Below are 17330 nucleotides of genomic sequence, written 5' to 3'. Positions count from 1 at the left end.
TTCATAACAAGAACGGTCATTCGGTTTTTATTAGGAGTCATCATGTCGGATCACGTGGATGCGCCGGCGGTCGGCCGGACCGTCTTCGCACCTGTCACAGCCGCCCTGGCCGTCTGCCTGGTGCTGGTGGCCCTGAGCTGGCCGACGCTGGTCGCCCGACCGAGGCAGGTGCCGGTCGCGATCACCGGTCAGCCGCAACTCGTCCAGCAGGTCCGTGCTGCCGTCGGCCGCCAGGCTGCGGATGCGGTCATGCTCGTCCGGGTTGCCGACCGGTCGGCGGCGGTCGCTGCCATCCGCCGTCGCGATGCGGTCGGTGCCATCGTGCTGGACCCCACGCACCCCGAGGTGCTGACGGCCGCGGCCGCCGGCACGGCCGCACAACAGGTGATGTCGCAGCTCCTGGCCGGCCTCCAGCAGCAGTCGCGCGCCATCACCTTCAGCGTCACCGACGTGGTGCCTTACTCCACCGGCGATCCCGCTGGGAACCGGATCACGACTGCCGCCCTACCGCTGGCCCTGGGCGGTGTCCTCGGCGGCGTCCTCCTGACGACGTTCCTGACGACCTTCCTGGGCGCGACCGGGCGGCGCCGGGGGCTGATGCTCGCGGCCCTGCTCGGTTACGGCCTGCTGGCGGGCTTCGGGCTGACGGCGATCCTCGGCCCCTGGTACGGGGCATTGCCTGGTTCCTACCTGATCAGCGCGCTGGCGATCGCTCTGGTCATCGGGTCGGTCGCCTCGGTGGTGGCGGGACTGCGGCGGCTGATCGGCTTGCCGGGATTCGCCGTCTCCGCACTGCTGTTCATCCTGGCGGCGATGCCGATCTCCGGCGCGACCGTGCCCCGGGAGTTGCTGCCGGGCGTGTGGGCGGATCTTGGCCAATGGCTCCCGCAGGGCACCGGCACGACGTTGCTCCGCAACCTCAGCTACTTTCCCGACGCCGTGACAGCGACGGACTGGCTGGTCCCGGCGGCCTGGGCCGTCCTCGGACTGCTGCTGATCCTGGTGTCCGGGCGCCGAGCTACCTCAGGTGAGCTGGCTGAGGACCGTCAGAGCGATCGCAGCGAGCCCGGCGAGCGCGTAGAAGATGATCACCAGGGTGTCCCGGCGGCGCCAGGCGGACTCGCGGGCCAGCGTGCGCGGCAGGCCTGAGTCGAAGCCGCGGGAATCCATCGCCACCGACAACCGCGTCGCGCGGCGGACCGTGGTGACCAGGACGGTGGTCAGGCTGCCGAAGATCACCGGTGCGGCGGCCAGTGGGTTACGACTGATCAGCCCACGAGTGCGGCGGGCGGCGTACGACTGACGAAGATCGCCGACCACCAGCGGTGCCATCCGCATCGCCGCCAGTGATCCGACGGCGATCCGTGGCCCGGCGTGCCAGTGGATGATCAACGCATCTGCCAGTGCGGTCGGGTCGAGCCGGGCGAACAACACGATGCCGGGGATCGCCAGTACCAGCAGCCGCAGTGCCACGATCCCGGCGGCGCCGAGGCTGCCAGTGGTGATCACCAACGGCCCGATCGACAGCAGGCTGCGGCCCGGATGATCATCGGTGAAGATCAGGTTGGCGATCATGATGCCGGCGAGGCCTGCGGCCAGCGGCCAGACCCGCAACAGCCAGCCGCGGCCCCCGATCCTGGCCAGTGCCAGCAGCGGGAGCTCGGCGATCAGGATGATCAGCACCGCCCAGGGGTCGAAACTGACGATGGTCACCACGGCGACGATGCCCACCACCACCAGGCCGACCAGTGGGTTCAGGGTCGCGAGTGGACTGCGGGCCGGCGGCAGCGACGTGAAGATCATCGGACCGCCACCGTCCGGGCCGGTTCGGCCGTGGGCGGGCGTACCTCGACGATCCGGTCGGCCAGTGCCTCGGTGAGCAGACGATCATGGGAGACGATCACCAGTCCGGTGCCGGAGTCGGCCAGCTCGGCGAAGAGTTTCACCAACTCGATCCAAGTCCGGCGGTCCTGGCCGAAGGTCGGCTCGTCCAGCACCACGACCTGGGGCCGCCCGGCCAGCGCGGTCGCGACCGAGAGCCGTCGCTTCTCCCCGCCGGACAGCGTGAACGGGTTGGCGTCGGACAACTTCGCCAGGCCGAGCCGTTCCAGCAGTTCACCGGCCCGGCGGGCATATTCCGCACGGCTGTACCGCGGACCGAGGGCGACCTCGTCGGAGACGCGGCCGGTCAGGAGCTGGTGCTCGGGGTTTTGGAAGACGGTACCGATCCGGGCGGCCAGGTGTTCCGACGGCCATCGGTGCACCGGTCGGCCGGCGACCCGGCGCGGCAGGCCGGCCGTCAGCGCGGCCCCGGGCACGATGCCGCCTGACTCGGGTGTGGCGAGTCCCGAGACCATTCCGGCCAAGGTCGATTTGCCGGCCCCGTTGGGCCCGACCAGCGCCGTCACCGAGCCGCGAGCGATGTCGGCCTCGATCGGCTCCGGCACCAGCGGACCCGATCCGTAGCGTCGCTGCGGCCTGTCGATCCGCAGCAGGCCCGGACCGGGTCGGCGTTCCGGGCGCTGCGGCCGCCAGGGAAGCTGGTCGTCGACCCAGACGCCGCCGGCCGCCAGTCGGTCGGCCTCGGCGCCGAGTACCGCAGCCGGGGCGCCGTCGGCGATCACCCCGTCGGACGGGTCGATCACCACGACCCGGTCCACCAGCGGCAGTACCGGCGTGATCCGGTGCTCGATGATGATCATGGTCGCGGAGCGGTCGGCGGTCAGCTGCTCCAGCACTGTGAGGATCTGGGCAGCACCGTCGGGATCGAGGTTGGCGGTTGGTTCGTCGAGCAGCAGCAGTCGTGGCCGCAGCGCCAGCACTCCGGCCAGCACCAGACGCTGCCGCTCCCCGCCGGACAGCTGTTGGGTGGAACGGTCCAGGCCGTACGGAAAGCCGACTGCGTCCAGCGCGGCCCGCACCCGCGGCCAGATCTGCTCCCGGTCGACACCGGCATTCTCCAGCCCGAAGGCCACATCGTCACCGGCCCGCCCCATCACCAACTGGCTGTCCGGGTCCTGGAACACGATGCCGGTGTCCGACCGGCCACGACCTCCCGAGGCCGCGACCGGCGGCCGGCCGTCGACCAGCAGACTGCCGTCGACGTCACCGGACTCCTCATCCAGCAGACCCGCGATCGCCTGCAGGATGGTCGACTTGCCGGCGCCGGACGGACCGAGCAGCAGCACTCGCTCCCCCGGCTCGACGACGAGGTCGACCTTTCGCACCGCCCAGCTGTCGCGGATCAGATGCCGGTAGCCGTAGCCGCGCAACTCGACCCGGGACGGACCGGCAGGCTTCAGATGCACGGAGCTGGAGGAAGTCGGCATCAACCGCGCCGGGCCGGCAGCGCACCCGAGGATCGCAGGGCGGCGTGCAGCACCAGGCTGAGCAGGCCGCCGACGATCGCGGTGGAGATCACCGCGGCGATGCCGTAGCTGAGCTGCCAGCCGAAGGACCAGGTGCGGTAGTAGATCACGTTGTCCAGCACCGCCGGCGCGACTCCGGCGGTGGCCCCGGCGACGAACGGGTTGATCCTGCGCCACATCCGATAGCCGAAGATCGCGTATCCGGCCTCAGCGGCCACTCCCTGGGCCACCCCGTACAGCAGCAGCACGCCACCACCGCCCAGGCCGGACAACAGCTCCACCACCGAGCCGACCACCTCGGCGAGCACGCCCGCGCCCGCCTTGCGGGTCAGGAACGGGGCCAGGACACCGGGAACCAGCCATAGGCCGTAGATCAGCGCCTGGGCCGGCGGGAACCAGGTGAACAGCGGAGCCGTGGCCTCCCAGAGTCCGTCGGCGAAGATGAAGATCACCCCGAAGACGACACCGATAGCAGCGGTGATCAGGATGTCGCTGGTCCGCCATCGGGTGAACGGACCGTCCTTACGCCGGGTGCGTGCCGGGGCCGCTGCCGGCGCCGGGTTGTGCTGGTCTTGTTCGGTCATGGCTGCCTTCATGAGAAGGACAGGTCACGGTGCGCTTCCGGCGCCGCAGTACGACGACGGTCGACTTCCTTCGCTGGCATTACCCAGATCAGGTGTGAGGGTCTGCGGTCTCCCGCACTCTCAGCGCTGCGCGCTCCCCTGTCGGTTCAGTTCTTGCTGGTCTGCTCTTGTGTGTCTCTGGGCCGAACCTACCACCTGCCCGGTGCCCGTCCTTTCACCGTCTTTTCAGTCGACCTTTCAGTCAGGGACGACCGGACGCACCATCTGCCGGGTACCGTTGCGGGGTGCCGTCCACCGATCAGCCCCTCGACCCGCCCGGCGCGCCGGAGTCGGGGCCGAAGAAGGCTCCGGAGTGGTGGGAAGACCCGCGGATGCCCTGGAAGGGCAAGCCCGGCCGGGCTGACATCCTGTGCTGGGTCGGATTCTCGGTCAGCGGGATCATCGGGCTCATCATGATCCCGCTGCGGCCGGTGCTGATCGGTCACAGCCCGCTGGCGCTGGTCGCCATCACCGGCTCGCGCTCGGGCCTGGTCACCAGCGGGGCGCTGGCCTCGGTCGGCCGGGCCGACTGGTGGCTGATCGCCCTGATGCTCGGCATCGTCAGCAGCATGAAGTGGGACCCGCTGTTCTGGTGGGCCGGCCGGCTGTGGGGCCGCGGCATGATCGACGTCGTCGCAGGACGGTCCCGGTGGGCCGCTCGGACCGCGGACAAGGCCGAGTGGCTCGGCCGCCGGTTCGGGATCCCCGCCGTCCTGCTCTGCTACATCCTGCCGTTGCCGGCCGCGGTCGTGTACGCCACCGTGGGCATGGCCGGCATGCGACTGCGGACCTTCATCCTGGTCGACCTGCTCGGCTCGGCGTTGATCTGCTCGTTCTACGTCTGGCTGGGCTTCCGGCTCGGACAGCGGGCCGTCACCATCGTCGACGTCATCGCCAAGTACTCCGGCTACATCTCGATCGCGCTGATCGCGTTCATCGTGATCAACGGGATCCTGCAGGCCAACAAGCAGCGCAACACGGCAACTGCCAAGGCCCGCGCACTTCCCGAGGCCGAGAGCGCCGACTGACGGGCCCGAACAAGGGGGCCTGAACGGGACGGGCCGAGTGACCGAGCCGCTGCCCGCTCAGAGCAGGAGTCCGGGATGCTGCGAACTCGGCAGTCCGATGGCCAGTGCCAGCCGTCCCCCGGCGGCTGCCAGGCGCTGTCGGGCCTGCTCGGCATCGATGTCGGAGCGGACCATCACGATCGCGGTCTTCACCTCGTAGCCGGCACTCTCCAGGGCTGCGACGGCCGTGGGCTCGTCCACCTCGCCGATCGACATCACCAGCCGGGTCGCCCGGACCCGCAGCTTCGCGTTGGTCGCCTGGACGTCGACCATCAAGTTGCCGTAGGTGCGCCCGGAGCGCACCATCAGCGCGGTCGAGATCATATTCAGCACCTGCTTCTGCGCGCTGCCCGCCTTCAGCCGGGTCGAGCCGGTCAGCACCTCGGGCCCGGTGTCGACCTCGATCGGCCAGTCGGCGTGAGCTGACGCGGCAGCGCCGGTGTTGCAGGACAGCGAGATCGTCAGCGCACCCGCCTCGCGGGCGTGATCGAGCGCACCCAGGACGTACGGCGTACGGCCGCTGGCCGCCAGCCCGACGACGATGTCCCGGCCGCCGACGCCGATCGCGTCCAGATCAGCCGCGCCTCGGCTGCTGTCGTCCTCGGCACCCTCGACGGCTGTCACCAGTGCGGTGGGACCGCCGGCGATCAGTCCAACCACCCGGCCCGGGTCGGTGTGGAAGGTCGGTGGGCACTCGGCGGCGTCCAGGACGCCCAGCCGGCCCGAGGTGCCGGCGCCTGCATAGATCAGTCGGCCGCCGGCGGTGAACAAGGGTTCGGCAGCCGCGATCGCCGCAGTAATCTGCGGCAGAGCCCGGCGGACCGCCTCGGGCACCGAGAAGTCGGCGTCGTTCATCGTCGTGACGATCGCCTGCACCGACATCTCGTCGAGGGCACCAGAGTCGGGATTCGGCCGCTCGGTGCCGATCAGCTGGGTCATCATCGCCCCTCGGACGGATGCAGCGGAATTACCTCGAATCTATCGTTCATGGAAATTCTCACCGTTCCAGTAAACACGCCTCCGGCCCGGGGCGTCGAGGTCCCGGACCGGAAGCCGCATGATGGTCAGTGGATGCGCCGACCGTCGTGACGACTCTCGACCGCGGCGTAGGTGCTCTCCAACGCGGCGATGGCCTGGTCGTACGACCGCTGGACCACCCCGGCGAAGATGCAGTCCACGACCGCGAGCTGGGCGATCCGGCTGGACATCGCGCCGGAGCGGAAGCTCGTCTCGTGGGCCGCGGTGACCAGGACCAGATCGGCGACCTCGGCGATCGGCGATTTGTCGAAGTTGGTCAGCGCGATGGTCGTCGCCCCGCGCTTGCGAGCTGTCCGCAGCACGTCGACCGCATCGATGGTGTTGCCGCTGTGCGAGATGCCCAACGCGACGTCGCCGCTAGTCAGCACCGCCGCCGACGTCAGCGCCAGATGCACGTCGGGCCAGGAGTGGCAGACCAGTCCGATGCGATGCAGCTTCTGTTGCAGATCCCCGGCGATCAGACCGCTCGCGCCGACCCCGAAGATGTCCAGCCGGCCGGCGCCCGCGATGGCATCGACCGTCTTCTCCAGGACCGAGAGGTCGAGCGACCGTGCCGTGTCGGTGATGGCCCGCGCATCGGCGTAGGCGATCTTGCCCACCACATCCGACAGCGAGTCGGTCGCGCTGATCGGACCGGTCTGCGGAGCACCGTTGTTCTGGTCGTTCTCCTCCCACTGGGCTGCCCGGGCCAGGGCGATCCGCAGCTCGGGATAGCCGGCAAGTCCGATCGCTCGGCAGAAGCGCAACACCGTCGTCTCCGAGGTGTCGCACAACTTGGCGACACTGGTGATCGAGCTCTCCGAGATGCCGGCCGGGTCCGCCAGCACAGCTTGGGCAACGCGCTGCTCGGCCGGCCTCAGATTGGGCACCGCACGCCGCACCCGGATGAGCACCGACATGTTTCTCAGACCCCCGGCATCGGGCGTCCGTCGCCCGTCGCCGTGGTCTGTCCGCGCCTGCCCCTCGGACAGGTCTAATGTGTCAGCCATATAGGCTCCTTTTCACCCCCGACCACCGGATGTCCTCCGATGTTTCCCCTGGGGAGAAGGGTACGTCCCAGCCTGCCCCGGCGGGGAGATCTTGCTCGATTGCGGCCTGTGGATTGTGTCTGCTCGGAGGGCAGGAATGACCCCCGACTTCCGGCGATCCGCAAGACCGCCTGAAGAACGCCGAAGCTCAGTTCGAGTCCACGTCCTCGCTCCACGTCGAGAAGAACGCCAGTTCGCTGTTCTGGCGGCGCAGCACCGTACGCCACAGCTCCAGCGGCCGGGTGGAGAAGACGTCGCTGTAGACGGCGGGGACGACGTGCCACATGCCCTCGGTGATCTCCTGCTCGAGCTGGCCGGACGCCCAACCGGCATAGCCGGCGAAGATCCGCAGGTCGCGGTAGGCGCCGCGGACGATCTCGATCGGGGTATCCAGGTGCAGCAGGCCGATGGTGGAGAACATCCGCCGCCAGCCCGGTGGCTCCTCACCCGGGTCGGCAACGCTGGCCAGGCAGATCGCGCCGTTGGGCGACACCGGGCCGCCGTGGAAGAGATAGTTCGGCCCGGAGACGACCGGAACCCAGTCCGCCAGGACTGCGTCCAGTGGTGTCTGGGAGATCTCGTTCAAGATCACGCCCAGCGCACCGTCGGCATCGGAGTCCAGCACCAGCACCACCGCTTGGTCGAAAACGCCGTCGGCCAGCGCAACGCTCGCCACCAACAGCGAGCCTGCCTTCGGAGCGGTCATGATCAGTACGCCACGCCTGGGATCATTCGACCTCGGTGTCTTTCGGGAGTTCAACCGGACCGCCCGCAGCCGTACGGACCGCAGCCGCCACCGCGGTATGCACATCGGCATGGAACACACTCGGCGTGATGTAGGCGGCGTTCAGCTCCTCATCCTTGACCACCCCGGCGAGCGCGTGCGCCGCAGCAACCAACATCGGCGTCGTGACCTCCTTGGACTGGGCATCCAACAAGCCCCGGAAGACGCCAGGGAAGGCCAGAACGTTGTTGATCTGATTCGGATAGTCCGAACGACCGGTCGCCACCACCGCCGCATACCGACTCGCCTCCGCCGGATCCACCTCCGGATCCGGATTGGCCAACGCGAACACGATCGACCGCTCCGCCATCCTGGACACGTCCTCGCCCGTGATCACATCCGGAGCCGACACCCCGATGAACACATCCGCACCCACAATCGCCTCCCGGATCGTGCCATGCAGATCCACCCGGTTCGTGTGCGCGGCGATCCAGGCCAACTCTCCGGTGATCCCCGGCCGATCCGTCGTCACCACCCCGTCGATGTCACTGACCACCAGATCCCGCGCACCCGCCGCCAACAACAGTCTGATGATCGCCGTTCCCGCCGCACCGGCACCCGACATCACGATCCGGACCCGGTCCAGCCGCTTGTCGACCACCCGCAAAGCATTCAACAACGCAGCCAGGACCACGATCGCAGTCCCGTGCTGATCATCGTGGAACACCGGAATGTCCAACTGCTCCCGCAACCGGGCTTCGATCTCGAAACACCGCGGGGCGGCGATGTCCTCCAGATTGATCCCGGCGAAACCCGGAGCAACCGCCCGCACGACGGAAATGATCTCCTCGGTGTCCTGGGTGTCCAGACACAACGGCCAGGCATCGATCCCACCGAACCGCTTGAACAACGCCGCCTTGCCCTCCATCACCGGCAAAGCCGCATACGGACCGACATTGCCCAGGCCGAGCACCGCGGACCCGTCGGTGATCACGGCGACGCTGTTGCGCTTGATCGTCAGCCGCCGCGCATCCTCCGGATTCGCTGCCAACGCCATCGACACCCGCGCAACACCCGGTGTATAGACCAGCGACAGATCATCACGGTTGCGGATCGGCCGCTTGCCATCCATCGCGATCTTGCCGCCAATATGGGCCAGGAACACCCGGTCCGACACCTTGCCGATCACAACGCCCGGGACAGCCCGCATCACTGCGACCAGTTCGTCGGCATGGGTGGTGTCCCGCGCCGCAACCGTCACATCGATCTGCAGGCGTTGATGACCCGACGCCGTAACGTCCAACGCGGTGATACTGCCACCCGCACCCTCCACGGCAGCAGTCAATGCAGACACCGACGAACCACCCGCCGGCACCTCAAGACGGACCGTGATCGAATTCGACACAGACGGAACAGCACTCACCCGGCGATCCTCCCACAGGGTCCGCCGGCTCCGGCGCAACGTCGCCTCGCACGGCGTTACCTAACCGCTTCAGAAAAACTCGTCATCTGCCCCGGTCCGGCCGATATGGTGACTTCCATTCCAGCCGTATTCAGCCTTCGACAAGGGAGGATCGCCGCAATGGAGCGGGTAACGATTGACGATCTCGCGGCCCGGCTCGGGCTGTCACGCGCATCGGTGTCGTACGCCCTCAACGGCCGGCCCGGGGTGGCCGAGCAGACCCGGATGCGCGTCCTTGCGCTGGCCAGCGAGCTCGGTTGGCAGCCCAGTGTCAGCGCCCGGTCGCTGTCGCGGTCGCGGGCCGACGCATTCGGCATGGTGCTGATCCGCCGACCCGAGGACCTGGGCGCGGAGCCGTACTACATGGCCCTGATGTCGGGCATCGAGTCGGCACTGTCGGACGCCGGTACCAGCCTGATGATCCGATTCGTGACCGACGCCGACAGCGAGGCCGGCGTCTACCGGCGGTGGACCGCGGAGCGCCGGGTGGATGGGGTGATCCTGACCGATCTGCGACTCGAGGATCCCCGTCCCGCGCTGTTGGAGAAGTTGTCACTGCCCTACCTGGTGCACAGCGGCGCGTTGACCGAGCGGGGCTGGCACTTCGACAACGACGCGGAGGCACTGATCCTGGTCGACCATCTGGCCGGGCTCGGGCACACCCGGATCGCCCACATCAGCGGCCCGACGGATCTGGTGCACGAGGTCGAGCGGCGGCAGGCGGTCCAGCAGGGCGCCGACCGGCACCATATGTCGGCAGTCACGGTGGAGGGCGGCTATTCGCTGGACCGGGCTCACGATCTGACGGCCGAGCTGATCGGCGTCCCGGATGCTCCGACAGCGTTCATCTACTCCAGCGACCTGATGGCGATCGGCGGACAGGCCGCGCTGCAGCAGGCCGGCCGCGACGACGTCTCGGTCGTCTCCTGGGACGACTCGATGCTCTGCCGGGCGGCTCGTCCGGGGATCACCGCCCTGCAACGCGACCCGTATCAGGCCGGGCTGCGGACCGCGACCCAACTGCTGGAGGCCGTACGCCGCCCCGGCGATGCCGCTGTGCGTCCGGTCGTACCGCATCCGAGCCAGCTGGTCGTCCGCGATTCGAGTCGGCGGTTGCCGTAGCAGCGGGTGCGGGCTCCGGTCAGTCGACGATCAAACTGCTCAGTCGATGATCAACTGCGCCATGTCGACCATCGGCCGGTAGCCGATCCGCCGGTAGATCCTGTTGGACACCGGATTCGCCTGGTCGGTGAACAGGCACACCCGGGCACCCTGATCGAGGAACAGCTTCGATACCGCGGCGACCGCAGCCGACACATATCCATGTCCCCGCGATGGTTCGGGTGTGTAAACCGGCCCGATCCGCGCGACGCCGGCACTGGGCGGATTCGCACCGGTCATCTGTACGAGCTGTCGGCCGTCCTCCCACACCCACAGCCGATGATCTTGAATCCGCCGCCGGGTCTCCTCGGGATCCTTTGCAGGCCGGGAAACCACCGGCCGACCGGCCTGCTGCTCTGCTTCGGCCAGGAACGCCTCCCGCCAACGGTGCAGCGGCTCGAGATCCTCCTCGGTCGCTGCCCGCAGAGCACCGCTGACGCCGGTCGGCGGGACCAGTCCGCCGAGCTCGAACAGCCGGGTCCGTTCCGCGATCCGGACCTGGCCGGACCTCGACGCGGCGAGGTGATCGGCGACCGTGGCGGCCGGATCCAGGGAGCCGGTGAGCATCCGCACGGCTTCGTCGCGGTCGACGAGGGCGCGGCCCAGTTCGTGTGCCGCGCCGCCGGGCATCTCGCCGACCCAGACCGCGTACTCCGGCTCGGGTCCGGTGCGCATCGCGACACCAACAACCTGGCCTGCCTTGCTCACGGTCAGGAACCACCAGGGTCCCGGACGGCCTAGGACTCCCTCGGCTTCCTCGCGGATCGCGCGGTCGGCCGTGGTCGCGACCACATTCTCGACGACGGGGTGCTCGGACAGGTAGCTGCCGGCTCGGTTGAGGAAGTCGGCTGCGGAGGTGGTGAATTCCAGGTCGTACATGGCAGCAGGGTTCCCGAAGCAGGCTCCCGGCCACAACCGCATAAGCCACAACTGCACAATCCGGGCCGCTTTTCCCGACGGGCACGCTTGGGCGCGGATCACACTTGGGTAGGCTCGGCGCGCCCGATGCCCTGCCACCAATCCGGGAATTGAGGATCCGTCATGCCGCTGCCGGCCCGCCTGATCGCGTTCGACCTGGACGACACCCTCGCACCGTCGAAGTCACCGCTGCCGCCGCAGATGTCCGATGTGCTGGCGAGGTTGCTGGGGCGGGTGCCGGTTGCGATCATCTCGGGCGGGCAGATCGAGCAGTTCCGGACCCAGATCATCGCCCACCTGACCCAGGCGGCCGACGATGCGCTCGGGCGACTGCACCTGATGCCCGTGACCGGTACCCAGTACTTCCGCTACGTCGACGGCGAATGGCGGCGGGAGTACGCCGACGATCTGGGCCCGGACGAGAAGCAGCGGGCGCTGGCGGTGTTGGAGGAGCTGGCCCGGGAGTTCGGGCTCTGGGAGGCCGAGACCTGGGGTCCGATCCTGGAGGACCGCGGGTCCCAGATTACCTTCTCCGCGCTCGGCCAGGCAGCTCCGGTCGACCTCAAGAAGGCGTGGGATCCGACCGGGGAGAAGAAGAACCGGCTCGCCGCCACGGTCCAGGAACGACTGCCGGATCTGTCGGTCCGCTCCGGCGGATCGACCTCGGTCGACATCACCCGCAAGGGCATCGACAAGGGGTACGCGTTGGGCCGGCTGGAGCAGGTCACCGGGATCCCGATCGCGGAGATGATCTTCGTCGGCGACCGGCTCGACCCGGAGGGCAACGACTTCCCGGTGATCCGGACCGGGGTCGCCATCCACGCCGTCACCGGCTGGGAGGACACCGTCGACTACCTGGAGTCGCTGCTCGCCGAGGACTGAGCCGGGCAACCGGGCCCGGATGCGGCTGCGTACGGAGATCGCGCAAGCTCACCGACCTCGCGCCTCGTACGGTTTCCGACCACCGTCGGCTCACACACTCCGTAGTCCGATTTCCGCGCTCTTTATCCGACCGGGGTCGGCAACCTCCTGCGGCGTATGACCGAACCCACGTAGACGCCGTCCAGAGGTCCGGCGCCTCGCCGACAGGGATCCGAAAGCGACGCGGAACAGCGATGCCCTGCGAGAGCGGACTCTCGCAGGGCATCGCATCCTGCCTGTGGACCTACGTAGAGAGTTCTCAAACTCTTGCACGTCTGCAAAATCCCTGGTCAGGCGGCTACTTCGTCGGATCGGGAAGGGCGCCAAGGTGGCTCAGGAGCCACCGGTGGCGGTGTTTGAGGATTCGCGGGGTCCGAACGTGCGGGTGCTGCGGCAGGCTCAGCGGCGGCTCTCCCCGGCCGAGTTGGAGGCGTTGATCGCCGAGTATGAGGCAGGTGCTCGTGTTTGCGAGCTGGCAAAGGTCTACGACCTTCATCGCACGACGGTCGCCAGGCACGTTGCTCGTGCGGGCAAGACGCGGCCGGTCATGACCGAGGCGCAGATTGACGAGGCGGTCGTCCTGTACCGAGATGGGTGGACGCTGCACAACGTTGCTCAGCGCTTGGGCGTGGCGGATCAGACGGTCCGGCGGGTGCTGGTGGAGCGGGCGGTGACGATCCGGCCGGGCGGGCGCAGGAAGCTCTCGACTGTGGCCTAACGGACCGGGCTCCGTCCGCGGGGACCGCAAGGCTTGCGCGATGCCGCTGCTACTCGGTTGCGACCACGGCGTCGAGCGCGTTCTTCAACTGCTCGGCTTCGACGGCGCTCAGCGCGGCGAGGAACTCTTGTTCGCACTCGTCAACGATGCGGCTTCCGCGCTGAAGCAGTCCGCGTCCGGTGTTGGTGAGGGTGACGATGTTCTTGCGGCGGTCGTCGGGTTGGGGACGGCGCTTGACCCAGCCTTTTGCCTCTAGCTCGTCAACCAGGGCGACCATCCTGGTGCGGTCGATGCCGAGTAGGTCTGCGACCTCGCGCTGGGAGAGGCTGTGCTGCTCGTCCAGGCAGTTGAGCGCCGCCCACTCGCGGGGGCTGATGCCGATCGGCTCAAGCGCCGCGGAGGTCAGTTGCTCGTAGCGCAGGTGGACGTGCTTGAACAGGTACCCCAGCCGATGCGACGTGCCGCCGTCGCGCCCGGAGCGCGGGGTCGGCTGGTCATTTAGGGCCACGGCAGAGATCATAGACTAAAGTGATCGTTGCAATTAGTGACGATCGACTATGATGACGACTGCCGGACCTGATGGGTCGGGCGAGATCGTGCAGGTAGTCCACGCGTGGAGGTTTGCGGTGTTCAGGTCGATCGGAGTGTTCGGAGCCGGTCCGGGTCTCGGCCAGGCGGTCGCCCACCGCTGGGCACGGGAGGGCTACGACGTGGTGCTGGTGGGCCGCCGTCAGCAACCGCTCGACGCGCTGGCGCAGAACTTGGTTGCCGGGGGCGCGACAGCGCACGCCGTGACCGCTGACTTGTCTGACGTGGCGGCGGCTCCTGCGGTGGCCGAGCAGGTGCGCGCCGCGGTCGGCGATCTGGATGCGATCTACTACGCGCCGACGCCGGACGGCGGGTTCGTCCCGGCGGTGGACCTGACCCCGGAGCAGGCGGGGGCGTTCATGCCGCTGGCCGTCTACTCGCTGCTGGCGCTCGTGCGGGAGTTCGTGCCGCGCATGATCGAGCGAGGCGACGGTGCGATCTTGACCGCGCAGGGCGCCAGCGCCGTGCAGGGCGTGGCGAACCTGAGCGGGCCTGGCCCGGCGCAGGCCGCGCAGCGCAACTATCTCCAGTCCTTGCACGCCGAGCTGGCCGACAAGGGCGTCTACGTGGGGATGCTCTACATCGGCGCGATCATCGAGCACAGCGCCTTCCACACCTACGTCCAGCAATCCGGCGGCGGACGAGAATGGGGACCGACGGTTGCCCCAACCCTGCTCGCCGATCTGCTCTGGAACATGCAGAAGGCCAAGAGCGAGGCGGAAGCCAAGTACCCCGTATAGGGGGCGATCGGTCTGATGAACGCCGCCCGCGATCGACACGATGACAGGCGCTGGTGGGTACTCGGGGTGGTCGGTCTCGCGCAGTTGATGGTCGTGGTCGATGCGACGGTCGTCAACGTGGCGCTCCCCGACGCGCAACAAGCGCTGCACTTCTCCACCGAGCTTCGCCAGTGGGTCATCACCGCCTATGCGCTGGCGTTCGGATCGCTGCTGCTGCTCGGCGGCCGGATCGGTGACCTGTTCGGCCGCAAGTGGACGTTCATCGGCGGCGCGCTCGGGTTCGCGGTCGCCTCCGCTGTGGGTGGCGCCGCTCAATCCTTCGCGATGCTCGTCGCCGCCCGTGCAGCACAGGGTGTTTTCGGCGCGATGCTCGCCCCGTCCTCGTTGGCGCTGTTGACGACGACGTTCTCAGACGGTCCCGACCGCAAACGAGCGTTTGCCGTCTACAGCTCGATCATGGCGGGCGGCGCCGCGGTCGGGCTGCTGCTCGGCGGCATCCTGACCCAACTCCTGTCCTGGCGCTACAGCCTGTTCGTCAACCTCGCCTTCGCGATCCCGGCCGCCATCGCCGGGCTGCTGCTCCTGGTCAACCAACGCCCCTCCGAACGTCCAATGCTCGACCTGCCGGGCACCGTGACGGCGTGCGAAGGGCTGTTCTGCCTGGTCTACGGATTCTCCAACGCCGAGACACATTCCTGGGCAGCGACCGGGACGATCGCCATGCTGATCGCCGCCGCCCTGCTGTTGTGCGCGTTCGTGACGATCGAGTCGCGCGTACGCCACCCGCTGCTGCCGCTACGTATCGTCGCCCACTGCGCCCGCGCTGGGTCCTACACGGCAATCGCAATCCTCGGTGTCGCCATGTTCGGCGCGTTCCTGTTCCTCACCTACTTCCTTCAAGACACCTTGCGCTATACGCCGATCGACACCGGCCTGTCGTTCCTGCCGATGTCGCTCGCGATCGCCCTCAGCGCCGCCATGACCAACATCAAGCTGCTGTCCTGGCTCGGACCACGACCGCTGATAGCAGCCGGGATGCTCGCAGGCGCCGCCGCGATGGCTTGGCTCGCGCAGCTCACCATCACCTCGACCTACGCCACCGGAGTCCTCCCACCGTTGATCGTGTTCGGCCTGGCGATGGGGATGGTCATGGGCTCGGCCGTGTTCACCGCCACCTATCGGGTCGATCCCGCCGACGCGGGCGTGGCCTCCGCGATGGTCAACACCATGCAACAAATTGGCGGGGCGGTCGGAACCGCGCTGCTCTCAACCATCTTCGCCTCAGCCGTCACGTCCTACACGCACGCACGGCGATCCACGTCCCAACCATCGGGCGCGGCGGTCGTACACGGCGATACCGTCGCCTTCTGGGTCTCGGCCGCGATCTTCGCCAGCGGCCCGATCCTGCTCACCGCGATCCTGCCCAGCATCAAGGCCACGGCCGCCGCCGAGACGGGGGCGCGTGCAAGGCCGAAGATCGCGCTCAACTCCCCACGGGAGCTTAAGAGATGACCAGTCCGTCTGATCGCCCGAGTCCGAACGCTGAACCTCGCGGTGTACACGAGCGACAGCCGAACACTCTCGCACCCCGTGGCATCGTCCGGGGCCACGTCGTCGTCGCGGTCAAGCTGTTGCGAGAGCGGATAGCCGAGCCGTGGACGCTCGACTCGCTCGCGGATGAGGTTCACCTGTCGCGCTCTCAACTCGTGAGGGCCTTCGATGCCACGGTGGACATGAGTCCGATGGCCTATCTACGCCAGATGCGGGTGGAGCGGATGGCGCGGCTGCTGGCTTCCACGGACCTGTCGGTTGCCGAGGCCGCCCGCTCGGTCGGGTGGAAGAACCAGTTTCACGCGAGTCAGTGCTTCCACGCTCACTGCGGCGTCTCGCCCACCGAGTACCGGCGTCGGCAGCCACCTTCGTCGTTGGGGTAGCCGTTGTACCACTACGCCAGGCTCGGAAAGCCGAGGACACATCAAGGCGCGCGCATCTACCTGACGGCTCGCTTACATGCCCACGGGGCGCATCTTCCCTTCCATCCGCCCGGTGCCAGCGCTAATCTGAGTGCTGGCAGAGAATATCTATCGACGCTTCGGCGCTGCACCCGGCTCCGGCTTGGGTTGCCCTCTTTTCTGGACTGCCACTCCCGCAATCTGACGCGCCCTGGGCGTGTCTGACCAGAAAGAGGGCCGTCATGATCTTCGCAGCCAGTTGGGCACTCAGCTCCCGCCTCTACGGCCTGGCGCAGCGGTTCTGCCCGAGCAACATCGTCCTTCGCCGCGTCCACACTCGCAGCGGGATCAAGTGGGGGCCGCTCGTCGGCCTCGCCGGGATCGCCGTCTACGGGCTACTGATGGTCGCCACCGGCACGATCATCCGCGACGGCGGACCGGGCTGGGTGAACCTGTTCTTCATCGTCGGATTCTGGAACACCTGCCGCTTCACGTTCTTGATCCCGACCTCGATCGTGCGGTTGCTGCGGGTTCGTCATCAGGAGAAGGTGCTGCTGCGGGACTGGCAGCGCACCCACCCCGCTGACCCCGATGCCGCCGCCGCTCGCATGGATGCTCGCGTACCGGCCGCTCAGGCGTCATGAGTGCCGAGGATTGGTCCCCGAGCGACCTGCCCGCCGTCTCCTACATCCGGGTCGCGCCGACGACCACGGATGAGGCGGCGCGTGAGGTTGAGCGCCAGCGGGCGAAGATCGGGCTCGCCGCCGATCGGCTCGGGTTGCGGATGGCTGATGAGTTCGTTGATGTCGGCTACTCGGGGTTGAGCATGGACCGGCCCGACCTGCGCCGCCTACTCCATCACGTAACCGCTCATCGGGTCGGGTTCTGCGTCGTCGCCACCCGTGACCGGCTCTCTGAGGACCCCGAGGACATGGCCGACATCGACCAAGCTGTGGATGACGCGCTAGTCGCGATCGTGGTCGCCGCCGATCACATCGGACCAGAACGCGACGGCGGTTGAC

General features: G+C 68.1%; 18 protein-coding genes and 1 riboswitch. Of the genes, 9 read left to right on the top strand and 9 right to left on the bottom strand.

Features of this window, described 5'->3' with window-relative positions; translation table 11 throughout:
• Positions 1–1023: 1023 nt before the first annotated feature.
• Genes IEY07_RS01880 through IEY07_RS01870 form a run of 3 tightly spaced genes read right to left on the bottom strand, consistent with a single transcriptional unit; the run spans position 1024 to position 3952 of the window.
• Positions 1024–1803, bottom strand: a complete 780-nt coding sequence (locus IEY07_RS01880) for an energy-coupling factor transporter transmembrane component T family protein (RefSeq protein WP_188893467.1) — start codon at positions 1801–1803, stop codon at positions 1024–1026.
• Positions 1800–3329 carry an ABC transporter ATP-binding protein gene (locus IEY07_RS01875; protein ID WP_188893466.1) on the bottom strand — a complete coding sequence of 510 codons (1530 nt, stop codon included), beginning with the start codon at positions 3327–3329 and terminating at the stop codon, positions 1800–1802. Before IEY07_RS01875 ends, IEY07_RS01880 begins: the two co-directional genes overlap by 4 nt.
• Entirely contained in the window at positions 3329–3952 is a 624-nt protein-coding gene (locus IEY07_RS01870) for an ECF transporter S component (protein WP_188893465.1), read from the bottom strand. The genes IEY07_RS01875 and IEY07_RS01870 overlap by 1 nt, the downstream gene beginning before the upstream one ends.
• 48 nt (positions 3953–4000) lie before the next feature.
• Positions 4001–4102, bottom strand: a riboswitch (TPP riboswitch).
• A gap of 134 nt (positions 4103–4236) precedes the next feature.
• Between IEY07_RS01870 and IEY07_RS01865 the strand changes: the two genes are divergently transcribed.
• Positions 4237–5019 carry a DedA family protein gene (locus tag IEY07_RS01865; RefSeq protein WP_188893464.1) on the top strand — a complete coding sequence of 261 codons (783 nt, stop codon included), beginning with the start codon at positions 4237–4239 and terminating at the stop codon, positions 5017–5019.
• 57 nt (positions 5020–5076) lie between these two features.
• Here the strand turns inward: IEY07_RS01865 and murQ are convergent, their stop codons facing one another.
• The 4 genes from murQ to IEY07_RS01845 form a co-directional block, all read right to left on the bottom strand.
• Complete coding sequence (murQ, locus tag IEY07_RS01860; protein ID WP_188893463.1) at positions 5077–5997, bottom strand: N-acetylmuramic acid 6-phosphate etherase; 921 nt, start codon at positions 5995–5997, stop codon at positions 5077–5079.
• A 125-nt stretch (positions 5998–6122) separates the two neighbouring features.
• Entirely contained in the window at positions 6123–7085 is a 963-nt protein-coding gene (locus IEY07_RS01855; RefSeq protein ID WP_229669607.1) for a MurR/RpiR family transcriptional regulator, read from the bottom strand.
• Between the two features lie 187 nt (positions 7086–7272).
• A complete protein-coding gene (locus IEY07_RS01850; RefSeq protein ID WP_188893462.1) occupies positions 7273–7830 on the bottom strand; it encodes a YqgE/AlgH family protein in 558 nt (185 codons plus the stop codon).
• 22 nt (positions 7831–7852) lie between these two features.
• The gene (locus IEY07_RS01845; protein WP_188893461.1) at positions 7853–9271 is read right to left on the bottom strand and encodes an NAD-dependent malic enzyme; all 1419 of its coding nucleotides are present in this window, start codon (positions 9269–9271) and stop codon (positions 7853–7855) included.
• A gap of 159 nt (positions 9272–9430) precedes the next feature.
• On the opposite strand from IEY07_RS01845, the gene IEY07_RS01840 reads away from it, so the two are divergent.
• Entirely contained in the window at positions 9431–10432 is a 1002-nt protein-coding gene (locus IEY07_RS01840; protein ID WP_188893460.1) for a LacI family DNA-binding transcriptional regulator, read from the top strand.
• A 39-nt stretch (positions 10433–10471) separates the two neighbouring features.
• Here the strand turns inward: IEY07_RS01840 and IEY07_RS01835 are convergent, their stop codons facing one another.
• Positions 10472–11350, bottom strand: a complete 879-nt coding sequence (locus IEY07_RS01835; protein ID WP_188893459.1) for a GNAT family N-acetyltransferase — start codon at positions 11348–11350, stop codon at positions 10472–10474.
• 162 nt (positions 11351–11512) lie between these two features.
• Here IEY07_RS01835 and IEY07_RS01830 point away from each other — a divergent pair, with 162 nt between their 5' ends.
• Positions 11513–12271 carry an HAD-IIB family hydrolase gene (locus tag IEY07_RS01830; protein ID WP_188893458.1) on the top strand — a complete coding sequence of 253 codons (759 nt, stop codon included), beginning with the start codon at positions 11513–11515 and terminating at the stop codon, positions 12269–12271.
• A 385-nt stretch (positions 12272–12656) separates the two neighbouring features.
• Positions 12657–13028 (top strand): helix-turn-helix domain-containing protein, encoded by a 372-nt coding sequence (locus IEY07_RS01825; RefSeq protein WP_188893457.1) that lies wholly within the window; start codon positions 12657–12659, stop codon positions 13026–13028.
• A 49-nt stretch (positions 13029–13077) separates the two neighbouring features.
• On the opposite strand, the gene IEY07_RS01820 is transcribed toward IEY07_RS01825, so the two are convergent.
• Complete coding sequence (locus tag IEY07_RS01820; RefSeq protein ID WP_188893456.1) at positions 13078–13548, bottom strand: MarR family winged helix-turn-helix transcriptional regulator; 471 nt, start codon at positions 13546–13548, stop codon at positions 13078–13080.
• 37 nt (positions 13549–13585) lie between these two features.
• On the opposite strand from IEY07_RS01820, the gene IEY07_RS01815 reads away from it, so the two are divergent.
• The 5 genes from IEY07_RS01815 (at position 13586) to IEY07_RS01795 (ending at position 17329) form a co-directional block, all read left to right on the top strand.
• Positions 13586–14356 carry an SDR family NAD(P)-dependent oxidoreductase gene (locus tag IEY07_RS01815; protein WP_229669606.1) on the top strand — a complete coding sequence of 257 codons (771 nt, stop codon included), beginning with the start codon at positions 13586–13588 and terminating at the stop codon, positions 14354–14356.
• 15 nt (positions 14357–14371) lie between these two features.
• Complete coding sequence (locus tag IEY07_RS01810) at positions 14372–15868, top strand: MFS transporter (RefSeq protein WP_188893455.1); 1497 nt, start codon at positions 14372–14374, stop codon at positions 15866–15868.
• Entirely contained in the window at positions 15865–16290 is a 426-nt protein-coding gene (locus IEY07_RS24625; RefSeq protein WP_188893454.1) for a helix-turn-helix domain-containing protein, read from the top strand. Before IEY07_RS01810 ends, IEY07_RS24625 begins: the two co-directional genes overlap by 4 nt.
• Positions 16291–16550: 260 nt before the next feature.
• Complete coding sequence (locus IEY07_RS01800; RefSeq protein WP_188893453.1) at positions 16551–16952, top strand: hypothetical protein; 402 nt, start codon at positions 16551–16553, stop codon at positions 16950–16952.
• On the top strand, positions 16949–17329 hold the full coding sequence (locus tag IEY07_RS01795) for a recombinase family protein (RefSeq protein ID WP_188893452.1): 381 nt from the start codon (positions 16949–16951) through the stop codon (positions 17327–17329). Before IEY07_RS01800 ends, IEY07_RS01795 begins: the two co-directional genes overlap by 4 nt.
• The last annotated feature ends 1 nt before the right edge of the window (position 17330 follow it).

Source organism: Microlunatus endophyticus (assembly GCF_014646195.1).
Taxonomy (GTDB): Bacteria; Actinomycetota; Actinomycetes; order Propionibacteriales; family Propionibacteriaceae; genus Microlunatus; species Microlunatus endophyticus.
This window is presented reverse-complemented; position numbering and strand designations above follow the sequence as displayed.